This is a genomic window from Methanosarcina sp. 1.H.T.1A.1, from assembly GCF_000979295.1.
Classification (GTDB): domain Archaea; phylum Halobacteriota; class Methanosarcinia; order Methanosarcinales; family Methanosarcinaceae; genus Methanosarcina.
In genome coordinates this window covers 35,366-50,775 of sequence record NZ_JJQY01000150.1, presented here as the reverse complement: position 1 = coordinate 50,775, position 15,410 = coordinate 35,366, and the positions used below count along the sequence as shown (strand labels likewise).

At 44.9% G+C, this 15,410-nt stretch carries 15 protein-coding genes; 7 read left to right on the top strand and 8 right to left on the bottom strand.

Translation table 11 applies throughout. The annotated features are described in order from the left end of the window. From EO95_RS15755 to EO95_RS15730, 6 genes are all read left to right on the top strand, one after another. Nucleotides 1-235: ATP-binding protein (locus EO95_RS15755; RefSeq protein ID WP_235283060.1), on the top strand; the 235-nt coding region annotated here is incomplete at its 5' end. Between the two features lie 30 nt (nt 236-265). Then, nucleotides 266-1,024, top strand: a complete 759-nt coding sequence (locus tag EO95_RS15750) for an RNA methyltransferase (RefSeq protein WP_048136312.1) — start codon at nt 266-268, stop codon at nt 1,022-1,024. Between the two features lie 125 nt (nt 1,025-1,149). Next, nucleotides 1,150-3,255 carry a minichromosome maintenance protein MCM gene (locus tag EO95_RS15745; protein WP_048136310.1) on the top strand — a complete coding sequence of 702 codons (2,106 nt, stop codon included), beginning with the start codon at nt 1,150-1,152 and terminating at the stop codon, nt 3,253-3,255. 177 nt (nt 3,256-3,432) lie between these two features. After that, entirely contained in the window at nt 3,433-3,723 is a 291-nt protein-coding gene (locus tag EO95_RS15740; RefSeq protein ID WP_048136308.1) for a DUF424 domain-containing protein, read from the top strand. A gap of 142 nt (nt 3,724-3,865) precedes the next feature. Next, nucleotides 3,866-4,489, top strand: coding sequence for a hypothetical protein (locus tag EO95_RS15735; protein WP_048136321.1), 624 nt, complete (start codon nt 3,866-3,868; stop codon nt 4,487-4,489). A gap of 31 nt (nt 4,490-4,520) precedes the next feature. Further along, nucleotides 4,521-5,483, top strand: coding sequence for a coiled-coil protein (locus EO95_RS15730; protein ID WP_048136306.1), 963 nt, complete (start codon nt 4,521-4,523; stop codon nt 5,481-5,483). A 294-nt stretch (nt 5,484-5,777) separates the two neighbouring features. Here EO95_RS15730 and EO95_RS15725 read toward each other — a convergent pair whose 3' ends face one another. The 5 genes from EO95_RS15725 to EO95_RS15700 all read right to left on the bottom strand — a co-directional run bounded on the left by EO95_RS15725 (nt 5,778) and on the right by EO95_RS15700 (nt 12,199). Beyond that, on the bottom strand, nt 5,778-6,398 hold the full coding sequence (locus EO95_RS15725; RefSeq protein ID WP_048136304.1) for an S-layer protein domain-containing protein: 621 nt from the start codon (nt 6,396-6,398) through the stop codon (nt 5,778-5,780). Next, nucleotides 6,382-7,359: a biotin--[acetyl-CoA-carboxylase] ligase gene (locus EO95_RS15720; protein WP_048136301.1), complete on the bottom strand. Its 978-nt coding sequence runs from the start codon at nt 7,357-7,359 to the stop codon at nt 6,382-6,384. Before EO95_RS15720 ends, EO95_RS15725 begins: the two co-directional genes overlap by 17 nt. A 116-nt stretch (nt 7,360-7,475) precedes the next feature. Beyond that, the gene (locus EO95_RS15715) at nt 7,476-8,957 is read right to left on the bottom strand and encodes an acetyl-CoA carboxylase biotin carboxylase subunit (protein WP_048136299.1); all 1,482 of its coding nucleotides are present in this window, start codon (nt 8,955-8,957) and stop codon (nt 7,476-7,478) included. Nucleotides 8,958-8,979: 22 nt separating this feature from the next. Then, nucleotides 8,980-10,698: a sodium-extruding oxaloacetate decarboxylase subunit alpha gene (gene oadA, locus EO95_RS15710; protein ID WP_048136297.1), complete on the bottom strand. Its 1,719-nt coding sequence runs from the start codon at nt 10,696-10,698 to the stop codon at nt 8,980-8,982. A gap of 553 nt (nt 10,699-11,251) precedes the next feature. Next, a complete protein-coding gene (locus EO95_RS15700; protein WP_048136293.1) occupies nt 11,252-12,199 on the bottom strand; it encodes a class I SAM-dependent methyltransferase in 948 nt (315 codons plus the stop codon). A 320-nt stretch (nt 12,200-12,519) separates the two neighbouring features. On the opposite strand from EO95_RS15700, the gene EO95_RS15695 reads away from it, so the two are divergent. Next, the gene (locus EO95_RS15695; RefSeq protein WP_048136291.1) at nt 12,520-12,732 is read left to right on the top strand and encodes a histone family protein; all 213 of its coding nucleotides are present in this window, start codon (nt 12,520-12,522) and stop codon (nt 12,730-12,732) included. 237 nt (nt 12,733-12,969) lie between these two features. Here the strand turns inward: EO95_RS15695 and EO95_RS15690 are convergent, their stop codons facing one another. The 3 genes from EO95_RS15690 to EO95_RS15680 all read right to left on the bottom strand — a co-directional run bounded on the left by EO95_RS15690 (nt 12,970) and on the right by EO95_RS15680 (nt 15,119). Continuing rightward, nucleotides 12,970-13,233, bottom strand: coding sequence for a 4Fe-4S binding protein (locus tag EO95_RS15690; RefSeq protein ID WP_048136288.1), 264 nt, complete (start codon nt 13,231-13,233; stop codon nt 12,970-12,972). 172 nt (nt 13,234-13,405) lie between these two features. Continuing rightward, on the bottom strand, nt 13,406-13,918 hold the full coding sequence (locus EO95_RS15685) for a small multi-drug export protein (protein ID WP_048136286.1): 513 nt from the start codon (nt 13,916-13,918) through the stop codon (nt 13,406-13,408). Between the two features lie 196 nt (nt 13,919-14,114). After that, entirely contained in the window at nt 14,115-15,119 is a 1,005-nt protein-coding gene (locus EO95_RS15680) for a replication factor C small subunit (RefSeq protein WP_048136284.1), read from the bottom strand. Nucleotides 15,120-15,410: the final 291 nt, after the last annotated feature.

Below are 15,410 nucleotides of genomic sequence, written 5' to 3'. Positions count from 1 at the left end.
TAATAATAATAATAATAATAATTGGAACACAGTCAATATGAAAATCTATATTGATGAAGAGAAATGTACAGGCTGCGGGGCATGTAAGGCCGCCTGCCCTAAAGGCCCGAGGATTTATTCCATAGAAGAAAAAGATGGTAAAAAGGTTTGTGTTCTGAAGGACCCTTCTTACTGTCTGGGGTGCAGAATGTGTGTGACTGTCTGTATGGCAGATGCAATTACCCTCGAAAACTAATTTTAAAAAACACAGTCAGGATTGAGAAATTTGTCACTTGAAATTCGCGTAGTGCTTGTGGAACCCATGTATCAGGGAAATGTGGGATCGGTTGCTAGAGCAATGAAAAACTTTGGATATTCTGACCTGGTTCTGGTAAACCCCTGTGAACTTGAGGGGCAGGCAAGAGCAATGGCTTCTCACGCAAGGGATGTGCTCGAAGGTGCAAGAATTACCTCAACCCTTGAAGAAGCCGTAAGAGGTGCAGACCTGCTCGTAGGGACCACAGGAGTCTCAAGCCTGAAAGGAGGAGAACATATCCGCCTTCCCCTTTATACTGTCAGGGAATTCAAAGAAAAAATAAAAGAATACAGCGGCACTATTGCAGTCCTTTTCGGGCGTGAAGATAGCGGCTTCAGAAACGACGAACTCAAAGGCTTTGATATGCTCATTACAGTTCCGACCTCAGAGATATATCCAATTATGAATCTTTCTCATGCTATTGCAATTGTGCTTTACGAGCTTTCGGAACTGGAGGGAGGAAGCAATCCGCTTGCTGAAGGCTTTGACCTGCAGCTTATGTACGGGCATATGGATGAACTGCTTGAGGAAATAGACTATCCGGCTCACAAAAAAGACAAAACTTCCCTGATGCTGAGGAGGATATTCGGAAGAGCCGGGCTGACCCCGAGAGAGGTCCAGACTCTGAGGGGCATAATAAGGAAAACAGAGAGAATGATGGGATTTGCAGCAGAGGTTGAAGACCTGCAGAAAGCAGAAGATTCGGAAAGTATAGAAAAGTTCATATGATAATAAACCTGTTTTACATCAGAATCTATTGTACGTTTTTTAACTTTTTTTAGGATCGTTTTTAAGTAGAAACCGGATAAGAAAGGAAAAATTTTACATAAAAGCCAAGTATTTTTGAGAACGCCATGACCGAGACAGAAAGCAAGTGGGACGAGAAACTAAAAAGATTCTTTAAAGACTACTACTGGAATGAGATCCTTCAGCTTGCAAACGAATATCCGGACCAGCGAAGTCTTGGAGTGGATTTTACAGATATCGAGAAGTTTGACAGGGAGCTTTCGAAAGAGTTTCTTGAGCACCCCGGAGAACTTGTATGTGCAGCTGAAGCTGCCCTGAAAGAAATTGACCTTCCTGTAGAAAAGAGTCTTGAGCAGGCTCATGTAAGGGTTATAAAAATCCCGAACAGGATTCCTATCAGGGAACTGAGAAGTAAACACCTCACACGCTTTGTTGCAATCGAAGGCATGATAAGGAAAGCCACAGAGGTAAGGCCAAGGATTACTAAAGCCGCCTTCCAATGTCTGAGATGCGGGCACCTCACCATTGTAGAACAGAACAGTTTCAAGTTCGAGGAGCCCTTTGCAGGTTGTGAAGATGAGACCTGCGGAAAGAAAGGGCCTTTTAAGGTTGCAATTGAAGATTCTACTTTTATCGATGCCCAGAAACTCCAGATCCAGGAATCTCCGGAAAACCTGAAAGGAGGTTCGCAACCGCAGAGCCTGGAAGTGGATGCCGAAGACGACCTCACCGGTAATGTTACCCCCGGAGACCGCGTCATCATTAATGGAGTCCTGAAATCAAGGCAACGCACCCTCAAAGATGGAAAATCCACCTTCTATGACCTGGTGCTGGAAGCAAATTCTATCGAGCACCTGGACAAAGATTATGACGAACTTGAAATAACTGCCGAAGACGAGGAACAGATCCTTGAACTTTCCCGTGACCCGGCAATTTATGACAAAATCATAGCTTCCATTGCACCTTCTATCTACGGATATGAAGATATCAAAGAAGCCCTTGCCCTCCAGCTTTTTTCAGGAGTTGTGAAAAACCTTCCTGACGGCTCGAGGATCAGAGGCGATATCCATATGATGCTTGTAGGTGACCCCGGAATTGCAAAAAGCCAGCTGCTGCGTTATGTGGTTAAACTCTCGCCAAGAGGCGTTTTTGCATCAGGGAGAAGTGCATCTGCAAGCGGTTTGACTGCTGCTGCCGTTAAAGATGACATGAATGACGGCAGGTGGACAATCGAAGGTGGTGCCCTTGTTATGGCTGACATGGGGGTTGCTGCGGTTGACGAAATGGACAAAATGAAGACAGAGGATAAGAGCGCCCTGCACGAGGCAATGGAACAGCAGACTATAAGTATTGCTAAAGCCGGAATTATTGCTACTCTTAAGTCCCGCTGCGCTCTCCTCGGGGCTGCAAACCCAAAATACGGGCGTTTTGACCGTTATGAGGGTCTCGCTGAACAAATAAATATGCCCCCAGCATTGCTTTCCCGCTTTGACCTCATCTTTGTTTTGCTCGACACCCCAAACCATGCCCTGGACAGCAGGATTGCAAACCATATCCTTCAGTCGCATTATGCAGGAGAACTCTCCGAACAGCGGCAGAAGCTTCCCGGCTCTAAGATCACAGAAGCTTTTGTGGATGCAGAACTGGAAGTAATCGAGCCTGTGATAGAAGCAGAAATTATGCGGAAGTACGTTGCATATGCGCGAAAAAATGTGTACCCTGTAATGGAAGTAGATGCACGACAACATCTTATCAACTTCTATACGAACATCAGGAAGAGTGGAGAAGGCAAGAATACGCCTGTACCTGTGACAGCAAGGCAGCTTGAGGCGCTGGTTCGCCTCTCTGAAGCCAGTGCAAGAGTACGCCTGAGCAATGTAGTCACTCTGGGAGATGCAGAACGGACTATAAAAATCACCATGAATTGCCTTAAAAACGTGGGGGTTGACCCTGAAACGGGGGCTCTTGATGCAGATGTACTTGCTTCAGGCACAAGCATGAGCCAGAGAAATAAAATAAAACTCCTCAAAGACATAATTAAAAAAGTCAGTGAGAGACATACCGGTGCCAAAGCCCCTCTCGAAGAAGTTTACGTAGAAGCTGAAAACGAGCACGGGATAGAAAGAGGGCGGGCAGAGGAATATATAAAGAAAATGAAACAGAGAGGAGACATTCTTTCTCCGGACCAGGCCCATATCAGGCTCATTAATTAAGTCAAAAAACGGTGGGTATTTCAACCCTTAAAAAAGTTGCTGCGTACCACACGTCCCACAGGCAGGAGCAGCCTACCAGCAAACAAAATAATGATGGTTAAGCTGTAAATACTAAAAGGGAGAAATGGTTAAGCTGTAAATACTAAAAGGGCGAAGTATTACTAAAAAAGGGAAAATATGTATCTAAAGATCTATAAAAGTGAAGGGCAAAGGCTTGTTGCAGCCTGTGATGAAGAATTGCTCGGAAAAACCCTGAAACATGGCAACGCCGTAGTAGAGATCAGCAAGGCTTTCTATGGAGAAGAGTCTGTTTCTGAGGAAGAGCTTCAGAAAGCTCTGGAAGAAGCTATGACTGCAAATCTCTTCGGGGAAAAAACAATCAAATGTGCCATAAAGTGCGAGATTATCGATCCTGACTCCGTAATCATGATCGACGGCGTACCACATGCTCAGGTATTCAGAGTTTGAAAAAAACTCTTATATCTCACGCTGTTTGTGTAACGGCTAAAAAGTGGTATACGGCAATTCCCGGTTTAATTTTCCGGGCTGGCCCTACCAGAGCCGGATAAAAATAAAACCTATAAAAATAAAATTTCAAAATTGTGATACTGTGAGCGGAAATACTGAAGAAGCCGGGATCAGAATGCTGACCGAAGGGGAACTGATTTCCGGGGTTGTGGAAAAACACAACAGGTTTCTGGAAGAATATAGAAAGGAGTTTAAAGAACTGGACAGCAGGCTGACCCAGTTTGAAGAAGATGCAAAAACTGCCAAAATTTCCAGAACCCGTATGGCGGAGCGAAAAGAGGTACTGACGGAAAAACGCCAGCAATATTACCATCAGGCAGAGGGATTGCTCGAGAAAGAGCTATTTCCGAAGCTGGATACCGTAACTGCTGATAAAATAAAGGAAGATATTAAAAAACTCAAAGGACAGATCGAACCCGAAGAGGAACAGAAATTTAAAGACTCTTTTATGGAACACCTGCAAGAACTCGTCCGGGAAGAGGGAGTCGGAGAAAGCATTCTCCTGCAAACCAGAGCCAGAATGGAGGACGCCAGAACCTCAAACCTGGAACTAAAAGAGATAACAGAGTCTGAAAAACAACTTGAAGAGGATGATGGAAACAAGAACAGTGAAATTTCCAAAAATAAACCCCAGCACAAATGGCTCAGCAGCAAAATAAAAAGTCACGAAGAAGCCCTGAGTTACTGGGAAAAACAAAAAGTATAACAGTTTTCGGAAAACACGTGGGTGGTAAGACATGAACAACGACGTTTCAACAGCAGAAACTGCAACGGCCGACCTTTCAAACCTAAACGAACGGGAGCTTAAGAGCAAGGTGAACGAGCTCAGGAGCAGGATAGAGAAAAGTGAAAGGCAATTGGCTTCGATATTTAAGGAACTGAAAATAAACAGGACCGATATCGACGAATTGAAAGAAAAGAGAGACTCTCTGAACAAGCAGGTTAAGGAAAGGGTTGCAAAAGCACAGTCACTTAGAGACCGACGGGACGAGATTAATAAGCAAATTGGAGAGTACAAGGAAAAAAGGAGCGACGTAAATTCCAAAACCCAGGAGCTTTTTTCAGGAATTGCGGAACTCAAGGAACAGCGTGATGAGTGCAACAAACTCTCTCATGGAAGCGTAGAATCTCTATCAAGGGCTTATGAAGCTGAACTGGACGCTCTATTTAATAAAGAACTCCCCCTTGAAGTGGAAATCAAGATACTCCAGAAATTAAGCGATCTGAGTAAACGCCTTGAAGCTGCAAATAAAGCAAATGAGCTTCATGCCCAAATCCAGGAAAGTTATAGAGAATCCAAAGGAATTCATAAAGAAGGGGACGAGTTCCACGAAAAAATTCAGGAACTTTCGGACGAATCTCAGGCATGCCACCTGGAAATGCTCGAAAACTTTAAGGCAGCAGACGAAATCCGAAAAGAAGCAAATATGTACCATGCCCAGCTTACGGATAAAATTGCAAACATAAATTCCATTAAAGAAAAAATAGATCCCCTCAAGAACAGCATCGCCGGCAGCCGAAAGGAACTCTCGTCAGACCTTGACAGGCTAAAAGACATTCAACTCACCAAAGATGAGCATAAAGTCAGCCAGAAGCACAGCGATGCCCGCGAAAAACTGCAGAAAAATGCTCGCCTCAGCCTCGAAGACCTTAAACTCCTCATAGAGAAAGGAGATGTAAAGTTCTCTACAAAAGACTGAGAAGGCAGAAACAAGAGCAAAAAATAAAATCAGCGGTGGAAAACCGGTTGTAATAAGTCTTTATTAGACGTATCTTTTCATCGGGAACTCTAGTTTAAAACTTCAGTTCCCACTTTTGAGATCATTTTCTGCTTTAAGGATATAGTTTTGACTTTTAAGTCAGACTCTTATTATTAAGTCAGACTCTTATTATTAAGTCAGATTCTTATTTTTAAGTCGGACTCTTATTTTTAAGTCAGACTCTTATTTTTAAAACATGTTTAAAACTCACTCAACAAACCACTTTTTCTTAAATCATTTCTTCTTATATATTCCCGCAAAAAAGCCAGTTACCAAAAAAACGGCTCCAATACCCAGAAGAAAAAGGGGCAGATCAAAACCTTCTGCCTGGTTTTCAAACAAAGGAGGGATAGAAGAGTTGTTATCAAAGTTACCGGCAGGAGGAGTTTCGGGTTTCTGGGGCATGGGAAGCCTGGGGTTGAGGTGTTGATACACTGGAGAGAACCTTACCAGTACTCCATTTGCCCCGGCATAGATGGTGTCCACTGTGAGGTTCAAAATCTCTGTAGAGTTATTAGAATATACAAAAGTGCTGCCCTCACTTACAATAGCGTCTTCAAGGAAAACTCCTTCCCTGCTAAGTTCGATCCATACCTTGCTGCCCTCAGTATCAGCACCTTTTACGTAAATCTGATAATCCTGTAAGAATGTGTAGTAGTCTCCTGACCGCACATAAATCTCGTCCCCGTCAATTAAAATAATAGGAAGCTTCCCCTCATCTGCACCAGCCGGAACAGGAAGTACTGCACAGAAGAGAATTGAAAAGAAAAAAAAGGCCAGAAGGGAGAAAAAAAGTGCAGGCAGGAGATTTGCTCCTTCCCTGCTTTTTCTTCCGTGTTTATTTGGGGCGCGCATAAATGCATCTACCTGCAATAATTTCTTCCTGAGTATCATCTGCCTTTCTGATTATAAGTGCTCCGTCAGGAGTTACTCCAACAGCTTTGCCTTCTATAATCCTGGAAGGTGTGGTGACCTTTACATCTCTACCAATCGTATCCGAGAGTGCAAGCCAATCATTGAGTATCTGGGAAAAAGGCTGGGTCTTGAAGCTTATATACTGTTGCTCAAGCTCAAAGAGGAAATCCTGCAGGAACGAAACTCTTCTAAGATGTCTTCCAAGCTCGACTTTTAGAGTGGTCGAACCTGCACGGAAAGACTCGGGAATATCCTTTAAATCCATATTTACATTGATTCCTATCCCGAGAACGACATAGTCTACTCTATCCACTTCAGCCTTTGCTTCGGTAAGGATCCCGCAGACTTTCTTCCCATTGATACGGACATCGTTTGGCCACTTGATGCGGGCATCAAGTCCCATATTGCGGATTACATTTGCAACTGCAAGCCCGGCAACAAGAGTCAGCCTTGAGGCGTGCCTGAGAGGAATCCCGGGCTTCAGGATCACAGACATCCAGATCCCACCGTGGGGTGAGACCCATTCCCTGCCCATGCGGCCCCTGCCTCCCTTCTGTATCTCAGCGATAACAAGGGCTCCTTCTTCTTCGGAAGCTGCAATTTCTTTAGCGACACTGTTAGTGGAGCTAACTTCCTCGAAGTAATGAATCTTCTGTCCCAGAAGAGTTGTTTTGAGTCCCATCTGGATCTCATCAGGGTACAGGAGTTGAGGCACTGATTTCAGGACATAACCCCTCTTGGGGGATGATTCTATTTCATATCCGTCCGCCTGAAGGGATTTGATGTATTTCCATACCATAGTCCTGGAAATTCCAAGCTTGAGCCCCAGTTCTTCCCCAGAAACAGGGGTTTTCTGTGCATCCTTAAGTGCCTTAATAATTCGAGATCGTTTATCTCCCATCCGCGCACCCCATACAAATGTATACGTTCCACCGTATATATTGTCTTAGTCCAAACATATGCATCATATCAAACAGACCGGAATTTCTCAGTAAAGTTTTCCGGAGAGTAAACTGGTCACCGCTGTGTTTTCTGGGCCATATTAACATATGCATGAACAGCAGCCGTGATCGCTGCGACCTTCTTGTCCTTTGCCTCCAGAGCCGAAGCCAGAGTAGCCCCTTTTTCACTATCGGCCTTAACGACCTCTTCCACAGCTTCAAGGATATTCTGCTCTTCGATAAAACCGGTTGTCATATCGCCTCTGCGAAATGCCGGATTCCTCATGACAGCTTTATGGAAGGGAATGTTGGTTTTGACTCCCACGACCACGTATTCGTAAAGAGCCCTTTCCATCCTGGCAATGGCATCCTCTCTTTTTCTTGACCAGACGCAGAGCTTGGAAATCATGGAATCGTAATAAGGGGAAATTGTATACCCAGTATGTACACCGCTATCCACCCTTACTCCAGGGCCTCCGGCAGAACGGTATCTACGGATCTTTCCTGGCGAAGGGGCAAAGTCGTTTAAGGGGTCTTCAGCGTTGATCCTGCATTCGATAGCATGGCCGTCAATAACGATATCTTCCTGCTCAAGCTCGAGCTTTTCACCCCAGGCAATCCTGAGCTGTTCCCTTACAATATCGACCCCTGTGACCATTTCGGTGATTCCATGTTCCACCTGCAGGCGGGTATTGACTTCAAGGAAATAAAAGTTCCCTTTAGAGTAAAGGAACTCGACGGTTCCTGCGTTTACATAACCTATTGCTTTTGCCACCCTCACGGCAGCCCCACCCATCTGCTCCCTTAGTTCGGGAGTCATGATAGGAGAAGGAGCCTCTTCAATCAGCTTCTGGTGCCTTCTCTGGATGGAACATTCCCTGTCCGAAAGATAAACCGTATTACCAAAAGAGTCGGCAAGGATCTGGATCTCTATGTGCCGGGGCTCTTCTACGTATTTTTCAATAAATACCGAAGAATCCCCGAAAGCCGAACCTGCCATCTGCCGCGTGGAACTCAGGGCTGTTGCAAGCTCTTCCCTGGAATTAACGACTTTCATCCCTATTCCACCGCCGCCTGCAGACGCTTTGATAAGGACGGGATAACCGATCTTCTCAGCCACCTCAAGGGCTTCGGTAACGTCCTCAACTGCATCTTTTGTTCCTGGAACTACAGGGACCCCGGCTTTCATCATCAGATTTCTTGCCCTGATTTTACTTCCCATTTCTGCAATCACATGGCTCGGAGGACCTATGAAGATAATACCCTCTTCTTCACAGCGCTTTGCAAAGACAGGGTTTTCAGAAAGAAAACCGTAGCCAGGATGGATTGCATTGGCTCCGGTGTTTTTTGCAACTGCGATGATAGCTTCCATGTTCAGGTAACTCTGGCTGGCAGGGGCAGGGCCTATCAGATAGGCCTCGTCGGCATACTTGGCAAAGAGGGCATTTTTGTCAGCCTCCGAACAGACAGCTACAGTGGAAATTCCGAGTTCCCTGCAGGCACGCATGACCCTGATTGCGATTTCACCGCGGTTTGCAACAAGTACTTTTTTGAACATAATACATTCCACCTTGCTCAATTCACTCGATTGACAGTATTATGTCACCAGGAGTAACCGTATCTCCTTCGGAAACAAAAATTTCCTTGACGGTTCCCGAATGTGGAGCATGGACCGTGTTTTCCATCTTCATAGCTTCGATGACAGCAACCGTATCTCCTTCCTTCACGACATCTTCAACCTTAACCTTTATGGAAAGCACCATACCCTGCATTGAGCTGGAAACTCCTCCTTTAATGGATTCAGCGCTTGGCTTTTTAGGGGATGCCTCGGAGATGGAAACCCCGCCTAGAGGCTCGATCTTAACCTCGTAGACTTCGTCATCTACCTCGACCCTGAAGTGAGTAGGCATTGTGTACTCCTGAGGAGCTACAGGGGCAGGAGCAATAACTGCCAGGGATTCTTCTTCCATTTCCCCTTTCAGGAACTTCGGAGCAATTGCCGGGTAAAGGATGTATGTAAGGATATCTTCTTCGGATTTTGCAATGCCCATTTCCTCGGCTTCTTTTTTCCTCTTCTCATATTCAGGCTTGAGGAGGTCTGCAGGGCGGCAGTGAATCGGCTCTTCGTCGCCTATGATCTTTCCGACAATTTCAGGGCTGATTGGAGCAGGAGAGCGCCCATAGAGCCCGCGTACATAATCCTTTACCTCTTTAGGAATGACCTTGTAGCGTTCTCCCATGAGCACATTGAGCACAGCCTGCGTGCCTACAATCTGGCTTGTAGGAGTAACAAGAGGCGGATACCCGAGCTCTTTTCTGACTTTCGGCATCTCGTCAAGCACAGCCGCATACTTGTCAAGGGCATTCTGCTCTTTTAACTGGGAAACCAGGTTAGAGAGCATGCCTCCGGGGATTTGATAAATAAGGACATTGGTGTCGATTTGTTCGGAAATGGGGTCAAGAATCCCCCGGTACTTGTCCTTCAGGTCTTTGAAATACCTGACAACCTCTTCAAAGGCTCCAAGGTCAAGACCTGTATCATACGGAGTTCCCTTAAGAGCTGCAACAACGGTCTCGGTAGGCGGCTGGGATGTCCCCCATGCCAGAGGAGAGAGTGCAGTGTCCAGAACATCCACCCCAACATTACAGGCTGCCATATAACTCATCGGGGCCATTCCCGAAGTGCAGTGGCAGTGTAGAGAAATTGGGATAGAGATCTCTTTTTTCATGGCACTGATTATCCGGGTGGCATCATTGGGAGAGAGAAGTCCTGCCATATCTTTGATGCAGAGGGAGTCACATTCCAGCTCTTCAAGCTGTTTTGCAAGCTCCACATACTTTTCTACTGTATGTACAGGGCTTATGGTGTAGCAGACCGTACCCTGTACGTGGGCTCCCAGGCCTTTTGCCACTTTGATAGAAAGTTCCATATTCCGGATATCATTGACAGCATCGAAAACCCGAAAAATGTCAATGCCGTTTTCATAGGCTTTGGTGACGAACTTTTCAACAACGTCATCTGAATAGTGCCTGTATCCTACAAGGTTCTGGCCGCGGAGCAGCATCTGAGCATCTGTGTTGACCATCTTTTTCTTGAGGTCCCTGAGGCGCTGCCAGGGATCTTCGTTAAGGTAGCGAATACAGGTGTCGAAGGTGGCACCTCCCCACATCTCGAGAGAAAAATACCCAATCTGGTCCAGTTGTTCAACCACTTCGAGCATGTCCCTTGTCCGCATCCTGGTTGCCAGGAGGGACTGGTGTGCATCCCGGAGGACGGTTTCAGTAATTTTTACACGCATGGATGAGCCTCTTAAATCGAATCAAAAAACAGAATTTATTGAAATATACTCATCCTTGACTTTTCCAGAGAGATTAATCTGGAATTTCCTGAGTATAGATAGGAACTTGTTTTTTGATTCGGATCGGTCAAAGCATATAAGTCTCCTGGTAGCTATCATGTGCAGTAGCATGTGCAGTAGCCTGCAATTTGCCTGGAGAGGGGTTAATTCGGTATAATAGAACCGAATCTCCGGTACCGCATAATGTAGCAGGAGAAAATTAATATTACAAGATACGCCCGCAAAACTCAACGTGTCTTGCGTCGATAGGAATATTTTTAATAATACCATTGTTAACAAGTAAATACTTTTCGCTGCCGTTAACATTAGAGAGTACTCATCTCAAAAAGAAGCTCCCGGATCAGAAAAACAACTAAAATACAATAATAGGAGAACTCCTAACCCTGGTGGAAAAAAGAAAGAAAAAGAGGATAAAACAAAAGAAAAAGAGAAGAATACAAAAGAAAAAGAGAAGAATACAAAAGAAAGCTCATTGTCTGGAAAATACACTTTTTTACTTTCGCCCGACAAAGAGCCACTGGTCATAAGTACCTTCTGAATCCGTGTTGTCCACGATCTCCCCCTCGACCCCTGCCTTAAGGAGAGTATCGGCGAGAATTTCAATCTCTGGTTTGCTGCTTACGGTAAAGAGCAGGACAGCCCCATCAGATGCAACCGATACGGCCTCTCTCATAATGCCGGTCCAGAGCTCCTTGTTAAATTCATAGACAAGCCCCAGCATGAAGCCCATTACGGCATCAAAACTGCCGGGCTCAAAGTATCTTGAAATGGCTGTTGCATCCATAACCACAGCCCTTTGAGGGTTCAGGACCTGCTGCTCGAGCCCCTGACAGACAGTACACTTATTGATTTCTATTGCCAGAGGGTCCAACCCGAGCCTGTAGAGTGCGAGCGTTGACATCCCGTTTCCACAGCAAACCTCAAGGAGCCTGCCTTCGGGGTAATAGCCTTTTTTTCGGAGAAGCTCAAAAATTTCGGTGACTCTCTTTACACGATTTTCAGAAAAAACACTTTTATAGGACTCAGGTCTCACAGAGCAGCTCGGACAGAAGTTCCGGCTAACAAGCATAAGGGAGTAGTATTCATTTATTGCGTTCCGCCAGGTTTCGGGAGGAAGTTCAATATCCTTTTCAGGAGGGTGTAGGGCAAGGATGGAGTCTGCAAGGGCTTCAAATCTGGTTTTCAGGGAAGCCGACGCAAGGGCTCCGGTAAATACTGACCAGAAATCTACAGGAACGTTTCCATCTGCAGGATTGAAAAACAGCAATCCCAACGTGTGTTCCCCCTCCCTGACCCTTATAAGCCGAATGCTTTCCGCGCCAGGAAAGTTTCGGACTCCGTTAAGATACTGGAGCGTACGCTCAGGAGTTCTCTGTGTGGTATAACTTTCTTCTACAAAGTAGATCTCTTCATCTAGGTCAAGGAGTTCCTGTAAGAGCATGTGTGACTAGATTCGAATAATCTAATATCAAGATTTCGAAAAAGAGATTCCGAATAAAATGATTGGAATAAAAGTTCATTGAATAACGAGTTTAAAAGACTTCCAAGAATTTACGGGTATAAGAGAATGATTAGAAAAATAGTTTGAAAGAAAAAAAGAGGTAAATGGGCTTTACAAAGTAAATAAAGGGGAAAAAGAGCATTAAAGGCTGAATAAGAAGTGAAGAAAACCCCGATATAAGCAAAGGTATTTATAGAATCTGATTACAAAATCAGAGATTAGAAGGAATTTATATTAACAAAAAGAACCTGGAGGATAATATGGCAGCAAAAGTTATACCGTTTGCACCAATTGAGCGTTTAATAAGGACAGCAGGTGCCCACAGAGTAAGCGAGAGTGCAGGAATGGCCCTTACGGAAATCCTGGAAGAATATGGGCTTCAGATTTCAAAAGAAGCTATCAAACTTGCAGAGCACGCCGGCAGAAAAACCGTAAAGGCTGAAGATATAAAACTGGCAACAGAAATGCTGTAAATAAAAAGAGATATTCCTGGCAGGCAATCGCAGATTAGGAGGGTGTAAGCACACAGCTCCAACCCATTTAGCATCAACTTAAATGGGCAATACTACAAAAAGTATTGGAAGAAACCGGATTGCCAGCGTTCTGAAATACCGGTTCAATAATTCGAATCCCGCTTTTAGGGATAAAAAATAACTAAAAAGACAAAATGCTGAAAAACAGCATTTTTCCTATTTTTACTGTTATCCTTATTACGCAGTCGCGGATTCAAGCTCAACTATAGTGAGAGATTCCACAGGGCAAATCTTTGAGCAGGCTCCGCAGCGGATGCAGACTTCGTCACTGATAATTGCCATCCCGTCGATGATCCGGATTGCAAGTTCAGCAGTCTCAGGATCAAAATCATCGCTTTTCATTAGTTTTGCGTTCACAGGGCAAACGGAATAACAGATGCCGCACCCAATACATTTTTCGGACTGAACTATTTTTTTGTTTTTCTTATCTGCCTTTGCCATTAAAAATCACCTCAAAAAATTCCAGATAATTGCCAGACAACGGGAAATATACCGCATAAGAAGCTGTAAAAGCGAGACTGGCTGCAAATATAAAGAGAAATTTATATTTGTTCTGTCTATGATATATTTGATATTTTTAAGGTATATGAAGATTTCGAAGAGCCTGTCAGGGTCAAACTCCGAAAATAAGGTCAGCCAGGCCCATGCCCGTCATCGTGAGTACAGTTACAATGGCTCCTGCTATCATTACCCCTGCCGCGATTGCTGGCAGTGAATGCTTGAACTTGATCCCGAACACAAACGCGGCTGCACAGCCTGTCCAGGCTCCGGTAACTGGCAGAGGCACGGCAACGAAGAGGGTCAGGGCAAGGAGTCCGTATTTTTCAAAGTTTTCAGTGTGGTTTCGTCGGGTCCTTGAAAAGAGCCACGTGAAAAAGACATCGAAGATGTGGTAACGCCTCAGGTACCCGGAGACTGGCTCGAGGAAAAGCAGAAGGGGGACCACAGGAATAAGGTTTCCAATCACCGAAAGGACATAAGCCTCAAGAGGCCCCATTCCATAGATGCCCATGGCAACAGGAATTGCACCCCTCAGTTCGGAGATCGGAAGAGCCCCTATAACCATTACTGCAAGCCAATGGGGTACAGACCCCAGCATTTCGACCAATAAATTTTCAACAGACATGATGATCAGGAGTGATAACTATAATCTTTTGAGAGAAAAAGGCTCGCTTCAGTCAGCCTTTTTCTGCCGTTCAGAGATCTGGATGTAGAGCTTGCGGCAAAACCTGTTTATCCGCCAGCTAACTCAGGAAACCACATAGTAGGGTATCCCCGATTTAGAGCTTGCGGCAAACCTGGTTATCAGGAATTCTAAAGCCTCATTCATCTCTTGAAAGAGCAAAATGTGCAAGTAAGGCTTCCAGCTGGATTTTTTCGCTGGCTCCTTCGGTAAGCCTGAAGTCGGTCTCCCCGATGATATCCACAAGTGCGACAATGTCCCTTTCCGAAAGCCCGAGATCCAGAACCATAAGGTTATCCATTTCAGAAACCACCCTGTAGATCTGTCCCACGATGTCTTCTCCGGAAAGCCCTTCTTCATAGAGCAGCCTGTTAAGCTCTTTTCTGGCAGCCCTGAAGTTTCCGCGCAGGGCAGTCTCGATCAGATCCTTTATCTCTTCAGGGTTTGCGGTTGCCGTAGTCCTGTAAATAGTTTCCCTGGAAATAGGCTTTTCCGTATCAATGAAGACAGCAGCTTGAAGAGAATTGACAGCTTTTCGCATGTCTCCCTGAGCTACATAAATCAGAGCTTCATACCCGCCTTCGGTAATGGATAAAACCTGGTCTTTAGCAATGTATTCAAGACGTTTTTTAATGGCTTCATCGGAAAGTCGCCTGAACCTGTAAACTGCACACCTGGACTGAATAGGCTCGATGATCTTGGAGGAGTAATTACATGAGAGGATAAAACGGCAGTTGCTGCTGAATCTTTCCATGGTCCTGCGGAGTGCAGACTGCGCATCCGAGGTAAGGGCATCGGCTTCATCAAGGAAAATGATCTTGAACGGAGCTCCGCCTATAGGGGCGGTTTTTGCAAAGTTTTTAATCTTGTTTCTAACGATATCAATACCCCTTTCATCGGAAGCATTGAGTTCGGTAAAATTTTCTCGCCATAACTCTTCCCCGAAAATCTCCCTTGCAATTGAAACTGCAGAAGCTGTTTTCCCGACACCGGGAGGCCCGGAAAAGAGGAGGTGAGGAAGGTTTTTAGTTGCCACATAAGACATCAGGCGCTCGATTATATCGTCCTGCCCTGCTACCTGATTAAGCCTGACCGGCCTGTATTTTTCAATCCAGATCTCTTCTTTAATCTTAGAGTCCTCCATTAATGTTTACACCTTAATTAGAGAAGATAATATTTAAACTTTCGAATGTTTGCGATATATAAGGCATGCCGACCGCATTTCGAAACAGGAGAACCCTCATAAGTCAAAACCCTGGAACGGGGATAAATAAGAAGGCAAGAATAAAAGGATATCAGGATTTAAAACAAAAAGCCCTGAATATAAGAGAAACCGAAAGTTTATTGAAAGAGACTTCCGGTTGCGAATGTATTTTTTGTGCAAAACGACTGTCTTAAATGAGAGATGAGAGGAATTCATTAGAGTATTAAAGAG